The 16,661-nt window shown below is 67.0% G+C and carries 13 protein-coding genes; 9 read left to right on the top strand and 4 right to left on the bottom strand.

Annotation, left to right across the window (positions count from 1 at the left end; all coding sequences use genetic code 11):
* Window positions 1-65 precede the first annotated feature (65 nt).
* A complete protein-coding gene (locus tag ABIC66_RS11015) occupies window positions 66-2,942 on the bottom strand; it encodes a TonB-dependent receptor (RefSeq protein WP_354070192.1) in 2,877 nt (958 codons plus the stop codon).
* 456 nt (window positions 2,943-3,398) lie between these two features.
* On the bottom strand, window positions 3,399-4,550 hold the full coding sequence (locus tag ABIC66_RS11020) for a glycoside hydrolase family 88/105 protein (protein WP_354070194.1): 1,152 nt from the start codon (window positions 4,548-4,550) through the stop codon (window positions 3,399-3,401).
* 224 nt (window positions 4,551-4,774) lie between these two features.
* On the opposite strand from ABIC66_RS11020, the gene ABIC66_RS11025 reads away from it, so the two are divergent.
* Both ABIC66_RS11025 and ABIC66_RS11030 read left to right on the top strand, forming a co-directional pair.
* Window positions 4,775-6,061 carry an alginate lyase family protein gene (locus ABIC66_RS11025; protein ID WP_354070196.1) on the top strand — a complete coding sequence of 429 codons (1,287 nt, stop codon included), beginning with the start codon at window positions 4,775-4,777 and terminating at the stop codon, window positions 6,059-6,061.
* 230 nt (window positions 6,062-6,291) lie between these two features.
* Window positions 6,292-6,960 carry a dihydrofolate reductase family protein gene (locus ABIC66_RS11030; protein ID WP_354070198.1) on the top strand — a complete coding sequence of 223 codons (669 nt, stop codon included), beginning with the start codon at window positions 6,292-6,294 and terminating at the stop codon, window positions 6,958-6,960.
* Here the strand turns inward: ABIC66_RS11030 and ABIC66_RS11035 are convergent.
* Window positions 6,957-7,718: a FadR/GntR family transcriptional regulator gene (locus tag ABIC66_RS11035; RefSeq protein ID WP_354070200.1), complete on the bottom strand. Its 762-nt coding sequence runs from the start codon at window positions 7,716-7,718 to the stop codon at window positions 6,957-6,959. The two genes, ABIC66_RS11030 and ABIC66_RS11035, sit on opposite strands and share 4 nt — an antisense overlap.
* A gap of 170 nt (window positions 7,719-7,888) precedes the next feature.
* On the opposite strand from ABIC66_RS11035, the gene manD reads away from it, so the two are divergent.
* The 7 genes from manD (at window position 7,889) to ABIC66_RS11070 (ending at window position 16,295) form a co-directional block, all read left to right on the top strand.
* Complete coding sequence (manD, locus tag ABIC66_RS11040) at window positions 7,889-9,100, top strand: D-mannonate dehydratase ManD (RefSeq protein ID WP_354070202.1); 1,212 nt, start codon at window positions 7,889-7,891, stop codon at window positions 9,098-9,100.
* A gap of 134 nt (window positions 9,101-9,234) precedes the next feature.
* The gene (locus tag ABIC66_RS11045; RefSeq protein WP_354070204.1) at window positions 9,235-11,121 is read left to right on the top strand and encodes a hypothetical protein; all 1,887 of its coding nucleotides are present in this window, start codon (window positions 9,235-9,237) and stop codon (window positions 11,119-11,121) included.
* 392 nt (window positions 11,122-11,513) lie between these two features.
* The gene (locus ABIC66_RS11050) at window positions 11,514-11,768 is read left to right on the top strand and encodes a hypothetical protein (protein WP_354070206.1); all 255 of its coding nucleotides are present in this window, start codon (window positions 11,514-11,516) and stop codon (window positions 11,766-11,768) included.
* A gap of 32 nt (window positions 11,769-11,800) precedes the next feature.
* Window positions 11,801-12,301, top strand: a complete 501-nt coding sequence (locus tag ABIC66_RS11055) for a low affinity iron permease family protein (RefSeq protein WP_354070208.1) — start codon at window positions 11,801-11,803, stop codon at window positions 12,299-12,301.
* Window positions 12,302-12,467: 166 nt separating this feature from the next.
* Window positions 12,468-13,703 (top strand): MFS transporter, encoded by a 1,236-nt coding sequence (locus ABIC66_RS11060; RefSeq protein ID WP_354070327.1) that lies wholly within the window; start codon window positions 12,468-12,470, stop codon window positions 13,701-13,703.
* Window positions 13,700-15,328, top strand: coding sequence for a glycoside hydrolase family 43 protein (locus tag ABIC66_RS11065; protein WP_354070210.1), 1,629 nt, complete (start codon window positions 13,700-13,702; stop codon window positions 15,326-15,328). Before ABIC66_RS11060 ends, ABIC66_RS11065 begins: the two co-directional genes overlap by 4 nt.
* A gap of 79 nt (window positions 15,329-15,407) precedes the next feature.
* Entirely contained in the window at window positions 15,408-16,295 is an 888-nt protein-coding gene (locus ABIC66_RS11070) for a TauD/TfdA dioxygenase family protein (protein WP_354070212.1), read from the top strand.
* A gap of 195 nt (window positions 16,296-16,490) precedes the next feature.
* Here ABIC66_RS11070 and ABIC66_RS11075 read toward each other — a convergent pair whose 3' ends face one another.
* Entirely contained in the window at window positions 16,491-16,625 is a 135-nt protein-coding gene (locus ABIC66_RS11075) for a hypothetical protein (protein ID WP_354070214.1), read from the bottom strand.
* Window positions 16,626-16,661 lie beyond the last annotated feature (36 nt).

Consider the following 16,661-nt stretch of genomic DNA (forward strand, 5'->3'; position numbering starts at 1 on the left):
TCGCGGGCGGCCCCTTCCATCTCATCGGACCCAATACGCGGTCCGTACGCGAGATAGCGCGTGACCTAGTACTTCAGGCGCACGCCGACGCGGAAGTAGCGGCCGACGATGCCCGACTGCGAGTAGGTCGGGTTCCAGTTCACGCCGGCGTAGTTGGCCGGGTTGAACATTGGGCCGGTGTCGAACAGGTTCATGACGTCGGCATAGACGGTGGCCTTGTCGGTCACGTCATAGGCGCCGGTCAGGTCGACGGTGGTGAACGACTTGACGCGGCAGTTGAAGCCCTCGTCGCCGTAGAGGCAGGCGCTGTCGTAGCTGTCGTCGACTTCGCGCATGCCGCTGACGTAGCTCATGACACCCGTCACGTGGATCGGGCCACGCTCGAAGGTGTTGGTCCACGACAGGCGGTTCTTCGGCGTGCCGGCGCCCGACGACAGCACGTACGGCGCTTCCTTGCCGACGTAGTTATACGTCGTGCCGTCCTGCGTGTACTTGAAGTCGAACAGCGTGGTGGCGTCCAGGTTGCTGGTCCACTTCACGTCGGCCGGCAGGTAGAACGTGGCCTGGACGTTCAGGTCCAGGCCGCTGGTCACCAGCGAGTCGGCGTTGATGTAGGGCGAGGCCACCGACAGCACCCGCGCCAGGGCGGTCGGATGTTCCGGGTCGGCCGCGTCGGCGGTGACGACGTAACCGGCCGGGATCGGCTGGCCGGCGTAGTAGGCGGCCAAGGCCGTACCCGCGCTGGCCTGGGCGATCACGTCGGTCTTCTTGATGTGGTAGTAGTCCAGCGAGACGCTGAAGTTGCGGGTCGGGGCCCAGACCGCGCCGACCGTGTAGCTGGTCGACTTTTCCGGATCCAGATCCGGATTGGCCGTGGTGATCGACGAGAGCGAATAGGCCTTGGTGTACTCGTTGTTGCCGTGGGCGGCGCGGAAGGCGGCGTACTTGTCGGCGTCGAACGAGAACGTCGTGAAGCCCTGGCTGGCCGAGTTGCCGGCTTCCGAGAAGCTGGGCGCGCGGAAGCCCTTCGAGATCGTGCCGCGCAGGGCCACCGTCTTGATCGGGGTGAACTTCACGCCGATCTTCGGCGAGAAGTTGCCGCCGAAGTCCGAATAGTGGTCGTAGCGGCCCGAGACGTTGACCTCGATCTTGTCGGTGATCGGCAGGCCCAGTTCGGCGAAGGCCGAGGCGACCGTGCGGTTGCCCTCGGTGCGGGCGTTGCCCAGGCCCTGGGCGTCGTTGACCGGGTTCAAGGCCGGATCGTTGGTGGCCTCGTAGCGGAACTCGCCGCCCAGACCCAGCTGGGCGTCGCCGCCCGGCAGGCTGAAGATCGAACGCGAGGCCTGGAAGTTCACCGAGTCCAGGTCGGTGGTCGAGGTCTTGGCCAGGTCCGGCGACAGGGCCTTGCGGACGGCCGCGCTGTTCTTCGACGGATCGATGAAGTTGTAGGCCCCCGTCTGGATGTCGGCCATCAGCTGCTTGTAGCTGAGGAAGCCGGTCTGCACGCTTTCCAGCGAGTCGTGGGCGATCACCAGATTGGCCTGGTAGTTCCAGTCCGCCACGTCGCCCTTAACGCCGCCCACCAGCCGCATCATGCGGTTGTTGTAGCGGGCCGAGGCCGGCAAATCGCTGAAGCGGTACTTGATCAGGGCGTAGTCGCCGGTGGCCGCGAACGGGTTGTTCGGGTTCAGGCGACGGTTCACCGCCGTGGTGTCGGTGGCGCAGTTGACGCCCGAGTCGCAGATCCAGACCGGCAGGACCAGGTTGCTCAGGTTGTTCGGGGTGCTCGACGAGATGGTCACCGGCGTGCCGCGGACCGAGGTCTTGCTCTGGACGAAGCTGCCGCTCAGATAGGCTTCCAGGCTGTCGGACGGCTTGATCGTGAAGCGGCCATAGACCGCCGCGCGCGACTGCTTGGGCTGGATGTCGCCAAAGTTGGCGACGTTCTGGGCGCAGTAGGTTCCGAGCGACTGGTTGAAGTCGTCGTCGGTGCGGACGTCGGTGGTCAGCGGGGCGTCGGCGCCGCAGGCGCGCAGCGGCTGCCACTGGTTCGGATGGTCGGCGTAGCTCAGGGCCACGCCGGTGGCCAGGTTGCCGGGCGTGCCCAAGGTGGCGCGCTTGACGTTGCCGTAGAAGGTGCTGCCGCCGGCCTGCGGGTTGTTGTTCTGGCCGCCCGGGATCGAGGTCAGGTCGTTGGTGTTGTACGGGAAGCCGCGCTGGTCGCCGCGGATGGCCTTGTCCAGCTGGTATTCGACGTCGAGGTACAGGTTGTACTTGTCGGTATCCAGGTCGCCATAGCCGATGTCGCCGGTGAAGCGGTACTGGTCGCCGCCGCCATGCTCGCTCGTGCCATACGACGCGTCGGCGCTCATGCCCTGGTAGTTGGACTTCATGATGATGTTGACGACGCCGCCGATGGCGTCGGCGCCGTACAGCGACGAGGCGCCGTCCTTCAGGGTCTCGACGCGCTCGACCGCGTTGAACGGGATCGAGTTGAGGTCGACGAACGCCTTCTGGCCATCGTCGGCCAGCGGATAGTTGGCGTTGCGCAGGCCGTCGATCATCACCAGGGTCGAGTTGACCGACAGGCCGCGCAGCGACACGCCCGTCGAGCCGGCGGCGAAGCCGTTGCCGAAGGCGGCGGGGATCGAGCCGGAGTTGTCGGCCGACAGGCTGCGGATGGCGTCGGCGATCGTGGTGATGCCCTGGGCCTTCAGCTGTTCGGTGGTCTGAACCGTGACCGGCGAGGGGGTGGCGGTGTCGGTGCGGCGCAGCAGCGAGCCGGTGACGACGACGGCCTCGACCTCGTTGTCCTGGGCGGCCGGTTTGGCCGGAGTGGCGGTGGGGGCGGTTTGAGCGTTCGCGGCGAAGCCGGCCAGCGCGGCCACGCCAACGATCATCGTGGTCGTGAGCAGACGACCCCGGGTGACTTTGTACTTCATTGTCGATCCTTCCGGGCCGCCCTCGTCGGCGCGAACGCCGGCGTCCTTACAGCCCGATGCAAGATGAGGTTTCCCGTCGCGATCCGGCGGTTATCGGCGGCTTAGGACTCGCGGATCGAACCGGTCAATCGCACGCTTCGAAATGTAATCGAATTGTCGTGAAGCTGTCTCTTTAAGGCAACGCCTCGAGCGAATTGAGGCGCGATTAAGTCATGGCCTTATCGCCGACGTAACATTACGGAAATTTATAGAACCTCTAGCGGAACGAAACCGAAATCTCACCGTTCGCGGAACGCCAAGAGCTCTGCTTGGCGGTCAATCGCGATTTGAATAGTTGGTTTTACTGAATAACGATGTTCGCGTTGGCGAATGTCGGAACCTTGCCAAGCGCGCGGATGCTGGCCCGCGCGACGGGTTTTCGTGTGCCGCGGCAATCGAAATGTCGGTTCGAAACAGCTAGAAGCGCGAGACTTCCGACGCGGCCAGCAGGAACGCGCCCGAGCCGTAGAGCTGGGTGTCGTCCGCCTCGACATGGTCGGGGGCGTAGCCGACCTGCTGCACCCAGCCCACCTTGCCGTCGGGCTGGACGGCCTTGGCCAGGGCCGACCAGCCCAGGCGGGCCGAACGGACGTATCTGGGATCCTTCAGCAGCCCCTGGTTCACGCCCCAGGCCAGGCCGTAGACGAAGAAACCCGTGCCGCTGGTCTCCGGCGGGCTGTGCTCGGGCGCCAGCAGCGACACCGACCAGTAGCCGTCGGGCTTTTGCAGCGAAACCAGCTTGGCCGACATCCGCTTGAACAGGGCGACATAGCGCGGGCGGTCGGGATGGTCGGCCGGCAGGGTCTTCAGAATGTTGACGACGCCCGCATAGACCCAGCCGTTGCCGCGGCTCCAGAAGATCTTGCGGCCCTGGTCGTCGCGACGGTCGAAGAAGCGGCTGTCGCGGAAATAGAGGCCGTGCTCCTTGTCGAGCAGATAGTCGGTGGTCGCCCAGAACTCCTTGTCGCCATAGGCCGCGTAGCGCGGATCGCCGGTGACGGCCGACAGGCCCGTCCAGGTCGGCGGGGCCATGAACAGCGCGTCGCTCCAGCACCAGCGCGCCTGGCAAGGCTGTTCTTCCGTGCCATCGACGAAGGCCAGGTCCGCGCGCGGCGGATCGGCCAGGATGGCGTCGAAGCGGGTCTTCACGGCGGCGATCTGGGCCGGGTCGTGGTCGCGGGCGTTCAGCCAGATCCAGGTCTGGGCGACGACATGGTCGTCGGCGTGCAGGGGGCGCTTGCCCAGGCCCCAGCCTTCGGCGACGCCGTGCGCGCGCAGCGCCTGGACGTAGGTCGGATCATTCGTCCGCTCGGCGAAAGCGGCCAGACCAACATAGAAGGCGCCTTGGATCCAGCCGCGCGGGTCCCGCGTGCCGGGGCGATGGGTCTGGACGTACTCGAACTGGCCGTCCATGCGCCGCAACTGCCAATCGGCGACGGCGCGACCCAAGGTCAGGGCGGAAGAGGGGGCGTCGATCACGGCGGCGACGGGCGGCGGTGAAGCCTGGGCCAGCACGGGTTGGGCGCTGAAAGCCAGACAGGCCAAGGCGGTCGCGATCGTCACGCGCATCGTGTTCTTCCCCTTCAGTTCGTCCCTAGTGGCTCGTTTGCGGCGCCTCTGCGGGGCGCTTGGCCATGCCGGCGCGTCGCGACGCCGTCATCGAAGGTTGTCTTACCGATCTTGCCCGTTCCAGGCAAATCCGTCGCAAATCGAGCTGACCAATTTGGTCATACCAATCTTGCGCGTCTAGCCGGGCGCGGTAAGGTGCCGCCATAAGTTCCCAGGGAGGGGTCATGATTTCCGCTTCGTTCCGCGGCCTGGCGCTGTGCGCCGGCCTGACCGTCGCCGCCAGCGCACTGGCCGCCGCCCCCGCCGCCCCCGCGGTCGCCGCCGCGCCGGTCTGCAAGGCCAGCGACGGCTACGCCGCCGATTTCGATGGCCGCCGCACCTTCCGCTGGAAGCCGCAATGGCTGCGGGCGGCCAAGGCTAATGTGAAAGACGCCGAGCTGTCGCCAGCCTATCAGGCGCTGATGGCGCGGGCCGACAAGGCGCTGAACGGGCCCGTCTACAGCGTGGTCGACAAGACCCGCACCCCGCCCAGCGGCGACAAGCACGACTACATCTCGATGGGCCCCTACTGGTGGCCCGACCCCGCCCAGCCGAACGGCGAGCCCTATATCCGCAAGGACGGCGAGGTGAATCCCGAGCGCAACACCAACGCCTTCGACGCCGGACGCATGGACGCGATGGGCGGCGCCGTCGAGGCGCTTTCGCTGGCCTACTACTTCACCGACGACCCGAAGTACGCGACCAAGGCCGCCCAGATCCTGCGCGTCTGGTTCCTGGACCCGGCCACGCGGATGAACCCCAGCATGACCTACGCGCAGGGCGTGCCCGGCCGCACGCCGGGCCGCGCCGAGGGGGTGCTCGACACCTCCCGCCTGCTGCGGGTCGTGGAGTCGATCGGCGTCCTGGCGCCGTCCAACGCGCTGACCCCCGCCGAGCGGAAGGGGTTGGAGGCCTGGTTCGGCGACTACGTCCAGTGGATGCAGACCGCCCCGACCGGCAAGGACGAGCGCGCGGCCAAGAACAACCACGGCATCTGGTTCGACTACCAGCTGGCCACCTTCGCCCTGTTCGCCCGCCAGCCGGACCTGGCCAAGACGGTGATCGCGGCGGCCGGCAAGGATCGGATCGACCGACAAATCGAGCCCGACGGCAAGATGCCGGAGGAACTGGCTCGCACGAAGGCCCTGCACTACAGCTACTTCGCGCTCGAGCCGCTGGTCGGCATGGCCGAGCTGGGGCCCTGCGTCGGCGTCGACCTGTGGCGCTACAGGGGGCCGAAGGGGCAGGGGATCCGGGCCGCCTACGACTACCTGGCCCAGTTCGTCGGCAACGAGAAAGCCTTCCCCTACAAGGACCTGAAGCTCGAGGACGCGACGCGCGACGCCCTGGATCTCTATGACCTGGCCGCCTGGGCCTATGACGACGCGGGCTATGCGGCCAAGGCGGCGTTCATCGCCGGCCCGCAACCGGCGGCCCAGAGCCGGCTGACGATCCCGCCTTACAGGAAGTAGTTTCTGCACCCGCTCTCCCCGGCGAAAGCCGGGGCCCAGATCGAACCCAGGGCTTCGCCAAGCTTGCTAGGGCCGAAAGGCGCGATCACCCAAACCACTCAGGATGAATCTGGGTCCCGGCTTTCGCCGGGAAGAGCGGAGTTTGGGTAGCGCTGCAAAATTTCGTCGCGCCCATGTCGGAAACCCCGACGGTCGCCCGTTCCTTGGAGCAACAGCCAAGGAGCCCCGACATGAGAAAGTTGATCGTCGCCGCGTTCGTCAGCCTCGACGGCGTGATGCAGGCCCCGGGTGGTCCGACCGAGGATCCGACGGGCGGCTTCAAGTTCGGCGGCTGGTTGCCGCCGCACTTCGATGACGCCGTGGGGCAGGCCGTCGGGGGCCTGTTCGAGCGGCCGTTCGACCTGGTGCTCGGCCGCAAGACCTACGAGATCTTCGCCGCCCACTGGCCGTTCGTCGCGCCGGACGACCCGATCGGTCCCGTGTTCGACCGCGCGACCAAGTTCGTCGCCACCCGCGATCCGAACTTCAAGCTGGAGTGGCAAAACAGCCGCTGGCTGGGCGTCGATCCCGTCGCCGAGATCAAGCGCCTGAAGGGCGAGGAGGGGCCCGACCTCTTGACCCAGGGCTCGGCCAACTTCCTGCAGACCCTGTTCGCCGCCGACCTGGTCGACGAGCTGCAGACGCTGACCTTCCCGGTCGTGCTAGGCAAGGGCAAGCGGCTGTTCCAGGGCGAGGCCGCGCCACGGACCTTCTCCCTGACCAGCTCGACGGCCACCGGCACGGGGGTCGTGGTCAGCCGCTACGCCAGGGCGGGCGCGGTCGAGATCGGCTCGTTCCAGATGGCCGAGCCGACGCCACGGGAACAAGAGCGTCAGCGCAAGCTGGTCGAGGAGGCCTAGATCGCCGAGCGGCGAGCCAGTTCGGTCCGCCGGGCGGCCACCTCGTTGCGGGCGCGTTCCAGCGCGTCGATCTCGGTGGCGGTCAGCAGGTTGTCGATGACCCGGCCCAGGTGTTCGCGCATGGCGTTGCGGGCGTTGGTCGGGTCGCGCTCGCGCAGGGCCATCAGCACTTCCTGGTGGTCGTCGATGCGAGGACGGACGCCGACCTGGCGGGCGCGCTCCAGCATGGCGCGGCACAGGGGCGACTTGTAGCGCAGGTCCCAGAGGTTCTCGACGACGGTGACCAGGGCGCTGTTGCGGCTGGCGCGGGCGATGGCGACGTGGAAGCGGCGGTCGGCCCGCTCGCCCTTCACGTTGCTGTCGTTCTCGGTGACCATGTCGTCCATGATCGCCGCCAGCTCGGCCAGCTCCTCGTCGGTGATGGTGGCGGCGGCCAGGGCGGCGACCTCGCCCTCGATCAGGCGGCGGGCCTCGGTCAGCTCGAACGCGCCGATATCCAGGTCCGGAACCGGCGCCTCGGGGCGAGGGGCCTCGGTGACATAGACGCCCGAGCCATGGCGCGCCTCGACCAGGCCGCGGATCTCCAGCGCGATCATTGCCTCGCGCACGGTGGGGCGGCTGACCTTGTAGTCCTCGGCCAGGTCGCGCTCGGAGGGCAGGCGCTGGCCCGGACGGTGCGCGCCGTCGCGAATCGCGTCGGCGATCGAGTTGGCCACCTGTTGGTAGAGCTTGCGGGTTTCGGCCGTGGACGTGGTCATCTGCTCGCTATCCATCCGGCGACGCGCCGGGCTCGCCGCAGCCTATTGCATGGGCTCCAGCCCCGCTACACCGCACGCATTCGCGCAAAGTGGCAAGACCACTAGCATCTTGCCAGATATGTCTATAAAAGTGGTCAGGCCACTTTCCGATCATATAGCCCATTAGGTCCATGCTGAAGATCATCGACGCCAAGGTCATTGTCACCTGCCCCGGCCGCAATTTCGTGACCCTGAAAATCACGACCGAGGACGGGACCACCGGCGTCGGCGACGCCACGCTGAACGGCCGCGAGCTGGCGGTGGTCAGTTATCTGAAAGATCATATGATTCCCTGCCTGATCGGTCGCGACGCGCACCAGATCGAGGACACCTGGCAGTTCTTCTATCGCGGCTCGTATTGGCGCGGAGGCCCGGTGGGCATGAGCGCCCTGGCCGCCGTCGACATGGCGCTGTGGGACATCAAGGCCAAGGTCGCCGGCCTGCCGCTGTATCAGCTGCTGGGCGGCGCCAGCCGCACCGGCGTCACGGTCTACGGCCACGCCAACGGCGAGACGATCGAGGACACGATCGCCGAGGCCGTGAAGTACAAGGCCATGGGCTACAAGGCCATCCGCCTGCAGACCGGCGTGCCGGGGCTCTCCAGCACCTACGGCGTCTCGGGCGACAAGATGTTCTACGAACCGGCCGACGGGAACCTGCCGACCGAGAACCTCTGGTCGACGTCCGCCTATCTGAACCACGCGCCCAAGCTGTTCGCCAAGGCGCGCGAGGTGTTGGGCTGGGACGTGCACCTGCTGCATGACGTCCACCACCGCCTGACGCCGATCGAGGCGGCGCGCCTGGGCAAGGACCTGGAGCCCTACCGCCTGTTCTGGATGGAGGACTCGGTCCCCGCCGAGAACCAGGCCGGCTTCCGCCTGATCCGCCAGCACACCACCACGCCGCTGGCCGTCGGCGAGATCTTCTCCAACGTCTGGGACTGCAAGCAGCTGATCGAGGAGCAGCTGATCGACTATCTGCGCGCCACGGTCCTGCACGCCGGCGGCATCACCAACCTGAAGAAGATCGCCGCCTTCGCCGACCTGCACCACGTGAAGACCGGTTGCCACGGCGCCACCGACCTGTCGCCGGTGACCATGGCCGCCGCCCTGCATCTGGGCCTGGCGATCCCGAACTTCGGCCTGCAGGAATACATGCGCCATACGCCGGAGACCGACGCGGTCTTCCCGCACGCCTACACGTTCAACGACGGCATGCTGCACCCCGGCGAGCAGCCGGGCCTGGGGGTCGACATCGACGAGGCCTTGGCCGAAAAATACACCTATAAACGCGCCTATCTACCAGTGAATCGTCTGCAAGACGGAACGATGTTCAATTGGTAAAGCCAAATTGGCTTGACATCTGACGGTCGGCGGCAAGATTGGTCATGCCAACCTTGCCGCCCTCGACGCCATCCGGCAACGTCGCGCGGCTTCTCAGACCTTCCGCTCGCGCTCGCGGGCGTTGCGAGCAAGCGATGCGACATCAGACTTCTCTCCTCCTGACGGCGACGGCTTTCCTGGCCGCCGCGACTCCCGTCCTGGCGGCTTCGCCCGCCGACCAGGGGCCGCGCGGCCCGATCTATGCCGGCGCCGTCGCGCCGATGAACAAGACGATCGAGACCCGTCTGATGCCTCAGATGGCGGTGCTGCTGGACAAGCTGCTGGCCGAGAAGCGCGACATGACCCTGGACGGGGTCAAGGTGTTCGAGGCCGACGACAAGTTCCTGCCCGGCAAGATCGGCATTGGCTTGGCCTATCTGATCGTCGACACGCCGCGTACGGATCCGAAGTTCGCCCAGTACTTGGCCGCCTATCGCCAGATCGCCGACCTGACCGTCGACGACACCAACGACACCTGGGGCATCTACTACTATTGCCAGGCCCTCTGGATGCTGAAGGAGGCCGGGCTGCTGGACCAGGCGGTCTCGCCCGAAACCCTGGCCAAGCTGAAGACCAAGCTGGACTGGCGCCGGTTCGTCCGCACCGACGACCTGACCCTGATCAACCTGCCCAACAACTATTACGGCGTCGCCTTCAGCGTCGCGCGCCTGCGCTATCGCCTGGGCTGGGAGGACGCCTCGGCCAGCGAGGCCCTGCTGGGCCGCACGCTGGACCACTATCGCAAGTATTCCGGCGAGTACGGCTTCGCCGACGAGACCGACGGGGAAGGGCGTTTCGATCGCTACAGCGTGCTCCTGATCGGCGAGATCAGCCACCGCCTGATAGAGGCCGGCATGCCCGCCACGCCGGAGGTCCGCCAGTGGCTGCGCCGCTCGGTCGACCTGATGCTGCCTCGCCTGAACTTGCGCGGCGAGGGTTTCGAGTACGGCCGCAGCATCGGGACCTATGGCGAGACCGCGTTCCTGGAGGTGCTGACCGCCGCGGCCAAGCTGGACGTGCTGACGCCCGGGGAAAAGACCATGGCCTACGCATTCAGCGCGCGCGTCGCCGCCCGCTACATGGACTTCTGGTTCGATCCCAAGATGGGCTCGGTGAACATGTGGGAGCATGGCCGCCGCACCGACAGCTATCGGGGCAAGCATCGGATCCTGGGCGAGAACCTCAGCCTGGGCCGGCAGTACATCTACACCAGCGCCATCTGGGACGAGCTGGGCTTCAAGGACAAGGCGCCCGACCCCGGCTACGCGGCCTGGCTGAACACCCTGCCCAAGCGCACGGTGACCTGGTTCGCGCGCGGCAAGAACGATCGCCTGGTCGTCACCTTGCGCGACGCCACGGGCGGGAAGGGCGGCCGCGTCATTGGCCTGCCGATCATCAATGGCGGCGAAAGCCAGCACATGCACACGCCGTACTATCCGATCCCGTTCTCGCCGGGCATGCTGCAGGGCGTGGCGGACGCGGTGTTCCCGCAGCTGCTGCCGCGCATCACCCTGGCCGACGGCGCCCAATTGGCGCCCCTGGCCTATGCGGCGCACGTGAAGATCGCCGAGCAGGGCGCGCGGACGACCGTGACCTATGACCAGGACCAGCTGGATCGCCTGGGCCAGAAGGCCCCGGTCGCCGACCACCGTTTCAGCGTCAAGACGACCTATGTGCTCGAACCCGGCCGCATCCGTCGCACCGACGTGTTCACGCCCAAGGCTGGGGTTCCGGTGAAGGCCGTCGACCTGGCCTTCGCCAGCTTCTCGGGCCAGGCTGTGACCAAGGGCGGCGCCACGACCTTCGGAACGGGCGACGTCACCGGGTTCAAGGTCGAGGGGCTGAGCTGTTCGACGAAGGTCCTGGCCGACGACAAGGCGTATGGCGCGCCGACCGGAGCGATGACGTCCTTGACCAACTGCACGGGCTCGGCCGCCGAGGGCAAGCCGATCACGGTGAGCTGGACCCTGATCTACAAATAGTTCTGTCGCCGCCCGGGCTGAAATGAGGAAGAGCGCTGAGCAAACCCGCTCGGCGCTCTTTCGCATTCGAGGCTTCTGTCGGGTAGGACACCAATCGCCACAGCGTCGCGCGACCGCTAGAGCTTATATTTAGAATATCAAAGAAATAATGCGGCGCTGACTGCCATGCGAATTCTTCGCGTTAATCATGTATTTCGATGGTTTATGGGGTTCGAGCGCCCGTGAATGTCGGGTTTATGACCATCATTTATTTGAGCGGCGGAAATTTCCTGTTCGCATTCCCCAAATCGGGGTGATAACGTAAGCACATCATCGGCACGGGACTTTCGAGCGTCGGTGACTGAGAACGAAGCTTCGGCTCCGCTCCCGCTCGAAAGGCAGGAGCTCGCGTCATGCCAACCTATCTTTTCTACCCCAGACGCGCGGACGGCGTGTCCCTGACCTTCATCGCGGAAGTCGCCCAGGACGACCGCGACGCGCTGGAACTGGCTGGCGAGATCGCCGCGGCGCATGCCTGCGTCGGCGTGTTCGTCTGGCAGCCCGCCGCCGACGAGGGCAAGGATCGCTTCGTCGGCGAGGTCGTGCGCCCTGACGCCGCGCCCGCCCGCGAAACAGCGCCGAGGCCGGGAGCCTCCGCGACCGTTTGAGCGTTACTGGGCGACCCAAGGGAGGGCCGTCCGTGGACAAGCTGTTCGCCAAATTCGCCAACGCCACCGCCAAGGTCACGGGCAGTCCGCCCGCGTTCCTGATCTGTGTCGCCATGGTGCTGCTGTGGGCGCTTTCGGGGCCGATCTTCAAGTTCTCCGAGACCTGGCAGCTGGTGATCAACACCGGCACCACGATCGTCACCTTCCTGATGGTCTTCCTGATCCAGAACACCCAGAACCGCGACGGCGTCGCGTTACAGACCAAGCTGGACGAACTGATCCGCGCCACCACCGACGCCGAGAACGAGTTCATCGGCATCGAGAGGCTGACCGACAAGGAGCTCGAGGCGATGCATGCGCATTGCAAGGCGCGGGCGGATCGCCATATGCGCGGCGTTCAGCGGCTGGCCGCCGAAAAGGACGCCCGGGCCGCCAGGCGCAAGACTGCCAAGCCGTCCGGCAAGACGGAGGCTTCGGCCCGGCCCCGCGCCGCCAGCCGCGGCAAGGCGCTGAAGGCGGGGTCGACAAGCTAAAATCGCGCCAGACGACATCAGACCTTGGTAGGGTGGACGTCTGATCTTATCGGCGATAGCGGTAACATCGAAACGGGCCGAGCGCGCCGCCCGAGCGCGCGGCCGGTCGGGGAGAACCGCCTTGCCCAAACTGCGCGCTCTGCGCTGGTGGATCATCGGCCTGGTCATGCTGGGCGCGATCGTCAACTACATGACGCGCTCGACCATGGGCGTGGCCGCCCCGACGATCCTGAAGGATCTCGGCATCTCGGTGCGGGAATATTCCTGGATCACCAGCGCCTTCCAGATCGGCATCATGCTGCAGCCCGTCTGCGGCTATGTGCTCGACACCCTGGGCCTGCGCACCGGCTTCGCGGTGTTCGCGGCGGCCTGGTCGCTGATCGCCATGGCCCATGGCTTGGCCGGCAACTGGCAGGGCTTCGCGGTCCTGCGCGGCTTGCTGGGGCTGGCCGAGGGTTCGGCCCAGCCGGCCGGCATGAAGACCGTGGCCACCTGGTTTCCGGCCAAGGAGCGCGGCTTCGCGGGCGGGGTGTTCAACATCGGCGCCTCGTTCGGCTCGGTGCTGGCGCCGCCGCTGGTGGTGTGGGCCGCGCTGACCTGGAACTGGCGCGCGGCCTTCGTGCTGACCGGGGCGCTCGGCCTGGCCTGGGTGGCCCTGTGGCTGCTGCTCTACCGCTCGCCCGACCAGCATCCGCTGATGACGCCGGAAGAGCGCGTCCGCATCGCCGCCGGTCAGGAGGCGCATCTGACCGACGCCGGGACCCGGCCGTCGATCGTCTCGATCCTGAAGCAGCGCCGGTTCTGGGGCATCGCCCTGCCGCGCTTCCTGGCCGACCCGACCTGGGGGACGCTGTCGTTCTGGGTGCCGCTCTATCTGTCGCAGACGCGCGGCTTTGACCTGAAGCATATCGCCATGTTCGCCTGGCTGCCGTTCGTGGCGGCGGATCTGGGCTGCCTGTTCGGACCCAGCGTCGCGGGCCTGCTGCAGGCGCGCGGCGTCTCGCTGATCAACGCCCGGCGCTGGGCCTTCACCCTGGGTGCGGCGATGATGACCGGCATGATCTTCGTCGGCCGGGTCGAAAGTCCCTACGCCGCCATCGCCCTGCTGTGCCTGGGCGGCTTCGCCCACCAGACCCTGTCGGTCACCGTCATCACCATGGCCTCGGACCTGTTCCGCCGCGACGAGGTCGCCACGGTGGCGGGCCTGGCCGGGATGATGGGCAATCTGGGCGTGCTGATCTTCTCGCTGCTGATCGGCGGCCTGGTGGCCCGGATCGGCTACGACCCGTTCTTCGTCGCCCTGGGCGTGCTGGACATCGCCGGCGCCGTTCTTCTCTGGACGCTGGTCAAGGACCGCGTTCCCGCCACGGCTGAACCCGTCAGCCAGATCCCCAATCCGTGAGCGTTCCCGTGATCCGCAATCCGATCCTGCGCGGCTTCAACCCCGACCCGTCCATCGTCCGGGTGGGCGAGGACTACTACATCGCCGTGTCGACCTTCGAGTGGTTCCCGGGCGTTCAGATCCATCACTCCAGGGATCTCAAGAACTGGCGCCTGCTGACCCGGCCGCTGCGCCGCGCCAGCCAGCTGAACATGCTGGGCGATCCCGACAGCTGCGGCGTCTGGGCGCCGTGCCTGACCCACGCCGACGGCAGGTTCTGGCTGATCTTCACTGACGTGAAGCGCTATGGCCGCACCACGGTCGGCGGGGCGTCGGGCGCGTCCCTGCGCGACTTCCACAACTACCTGGTCACCGCCGAGACGATCGACGGCGAGTGGTCGGATCCGATCTATCTGAACAGCTCCGGCTTCGACCCGTCGCTGTTCCATGACGACGATGGCCGCAAGTGGCTGGTCAACCAGCTGTGGGACCATCGGCCCGGCAAGAACCGCTTCGCCGGCATCGTGCTGCAGGAATATTCGGTCGCCGAAGGCCGTCTTGTCGGCGAGCGCAAGGTGATCTTCGAGGGCACGCCGATCGGCCTGACCGAGGCGCCGCACCTCTACAAGCGCGACGGCTGGTATTATCTGGTCACCGCCGAGGGCGGCACCGGCTGGGGCCACACGATGACCATGGCCCGCTCGCGCGCCATCGACGGGCCGTACGCGCTGCATCCCGACACCTACGTCCTGACCTCTCGCGATCGGCCGCACGTGGCGCTGCAGCGGGCCGGTCACGCCGACCTCGTCGAGACCGCCGAGGGCGAGACCTACGCGGTCTATCTGGTCGGCCGGCCGCTGCCCAACCGCGGCCGCTGCACCCTGGGCCGCGAGACGGCGATCCAGAAGCTGGCCTGGGGCGAGGACGGCTGGCCGCGCACCCTGGACGGCTCCGGCGATCCGACCCTGGAGACGCCCGCGCCGAACCTGCCCGAGCATCCCTGGCCGGTCGCGCCCGTGCGCGAGGACTTCGACGGTCCCGACCTGCCGATCGATTTCCAGTGGCTGCGCACGCCGTTCCCGGAGACGATCTTCAGCCTGACCGCCAAGCCGGGCTCTCTTCGGCTGTTCGGGCGCGAGAGCGTGGGCAGCCTGTTCACCCAGGCCCTGGTCGCCCGCCGCCAGCAGGCGCAATGCTATTCGGCCGCCACGGTGCTGGACTTCGAGCCCGAGCACTTCCAGCAGGCCGCGGGCCTGATCTGCTACTACAACGGCTCCAAGCTGCACTATCTGCACGTCACCCACGACGAGGCGATCGGCAAGCACCTGTGGGTCATGACCTGCACGCCCGACAGCCCGCAGGCCGACAGCTTCACCGATCCGATCCCGCTGGCCGCCGGCCCGGTCGAGCTGCGCGTCGAGGTCGATCTCGAGCGCCTGCGCTTCGGCTTCCGGCAAGGTCAGGATCAGTGGACCTGGCTGCCGGAGGTGTTCGACGCCTCGATCCTGTCCGACGAGGCCACCGCCCCCGGCGCGCCCAACTTCACCGGCGCCTTCGTCGGCATGGCCTGTCAGGACACCTCGGGGCAGGGGGCTCCGGCCGACTTCGACTGGTTCGACTACGAGGAGCGAGCGTACCGGACCTAAGATTATCTGGATTGAGTGAACGGCGTTCAGTCGTAGAGTTCGTCCAGCAGGCCGCTTCAGACGGCCCAGGGAGAACGCCATGAACGCCCCTGTTTCCATCACTGAGTCCGACGCCGCCCTCTATGCCGGCCTGACCGTCAAGCCCGCCGGCACGGTGCTGGGGGCCGAGATCTCCGGCCTCGACCTGCGCGAAGACCTGAAGCCCGAGATCGTCGCGGCGATCCGCGCGGCCCTGCTGCGCTACAAGGTGGTGTTTTTCCGCGACCAGGACATCAGCTACGAGGACCACGTCCGCTTCGGCCGTTATTTCGGCGAGCTGGAGGGGCATCCGGTCACCGCCCACGTGCCAGGCTTCCCCGAGATCCTGCACATCGAGGCGGCCGACGGCATGAAGCTGCGCGAGGAGATCGTCCCGATCGTCCGCGCCGCCAACAAGTGGCACACCGACGTGACCTTCCGCGAGGCGCCGTCGATGGGCGGGGTGCTGCGCATGCGCCATATGCCGCCGCTGGGCGGCGACACCCTGTTCGCCGACACCGCCGCCATCTATCGCGACCTGCCCCAGGCGCTGAAGGATCGGATCGCCGACCTGACGGCCGAGCACGACATCATCCAGAGCTACGGCTACCGGGTCGACGAGGCCAAGCGCCAGGAACTGCGGGCAGCCTATCCGGTCATGGTCCATCCCGTGGTCCGCACCCATCCGGAGACCGGCGAGAAGCATCTGTTCGTCAACAAGGTCTTCACGACCCGGATCCTGGGCTTGCCCGAGGACGAGGCCAAGGCGCTGCTGCACGAGCTGCTGGATCGCGTGAAGACGCCCGAATACCAGGTCCGCTTCCGCTGGACGCCGAACGCCATCGTGTTCTGGGACAACCGCGCGACCCAGCACTACGCCACCCTGGACTATTGGCCCCAGGAGCGGATCGTCGAGCGCGTGACGATCAAGGGCGACAGGCCGTTCTAGGGGGGCTGGATTGCAGACTGCCCGGCGTACGCGTCAATCCGTTCCACCACACCGCTCATCCCCGCGAAAGCGGGGACCCAAGCCGAGTCCGACGATCAATCCCGAACAGCGCTACAAACCGGAAGTCCGATTGGGTCCCCGCTTTCGCGGGGATGAGCGGATAGGGGGATGGTCAACGGCGAATGGCGATCCGGCTTAGAGCGCGGCGGCCAGCAGGCGCGCGCTGTCGATCAGCGCGCTCCACAGGACCAGGGTCGCGGTCAGCGGCAGCAGGCGGCGGACCAGGATGGCGCGCGGATCGAAACTAAGGGCGACGCTTTTGGGCGACATGGCGGGGTCTCGACAGGCAATCGGTTCAAGCCGCGC

The organism is Caulobacter sp. 1776 (assembly GCF_040545685.1).
GTDB lineage: Bacteria > Pseudomonadota > Alphaproteobacteria > Caulobacterales > Caulobacteraceae > Caulobacter.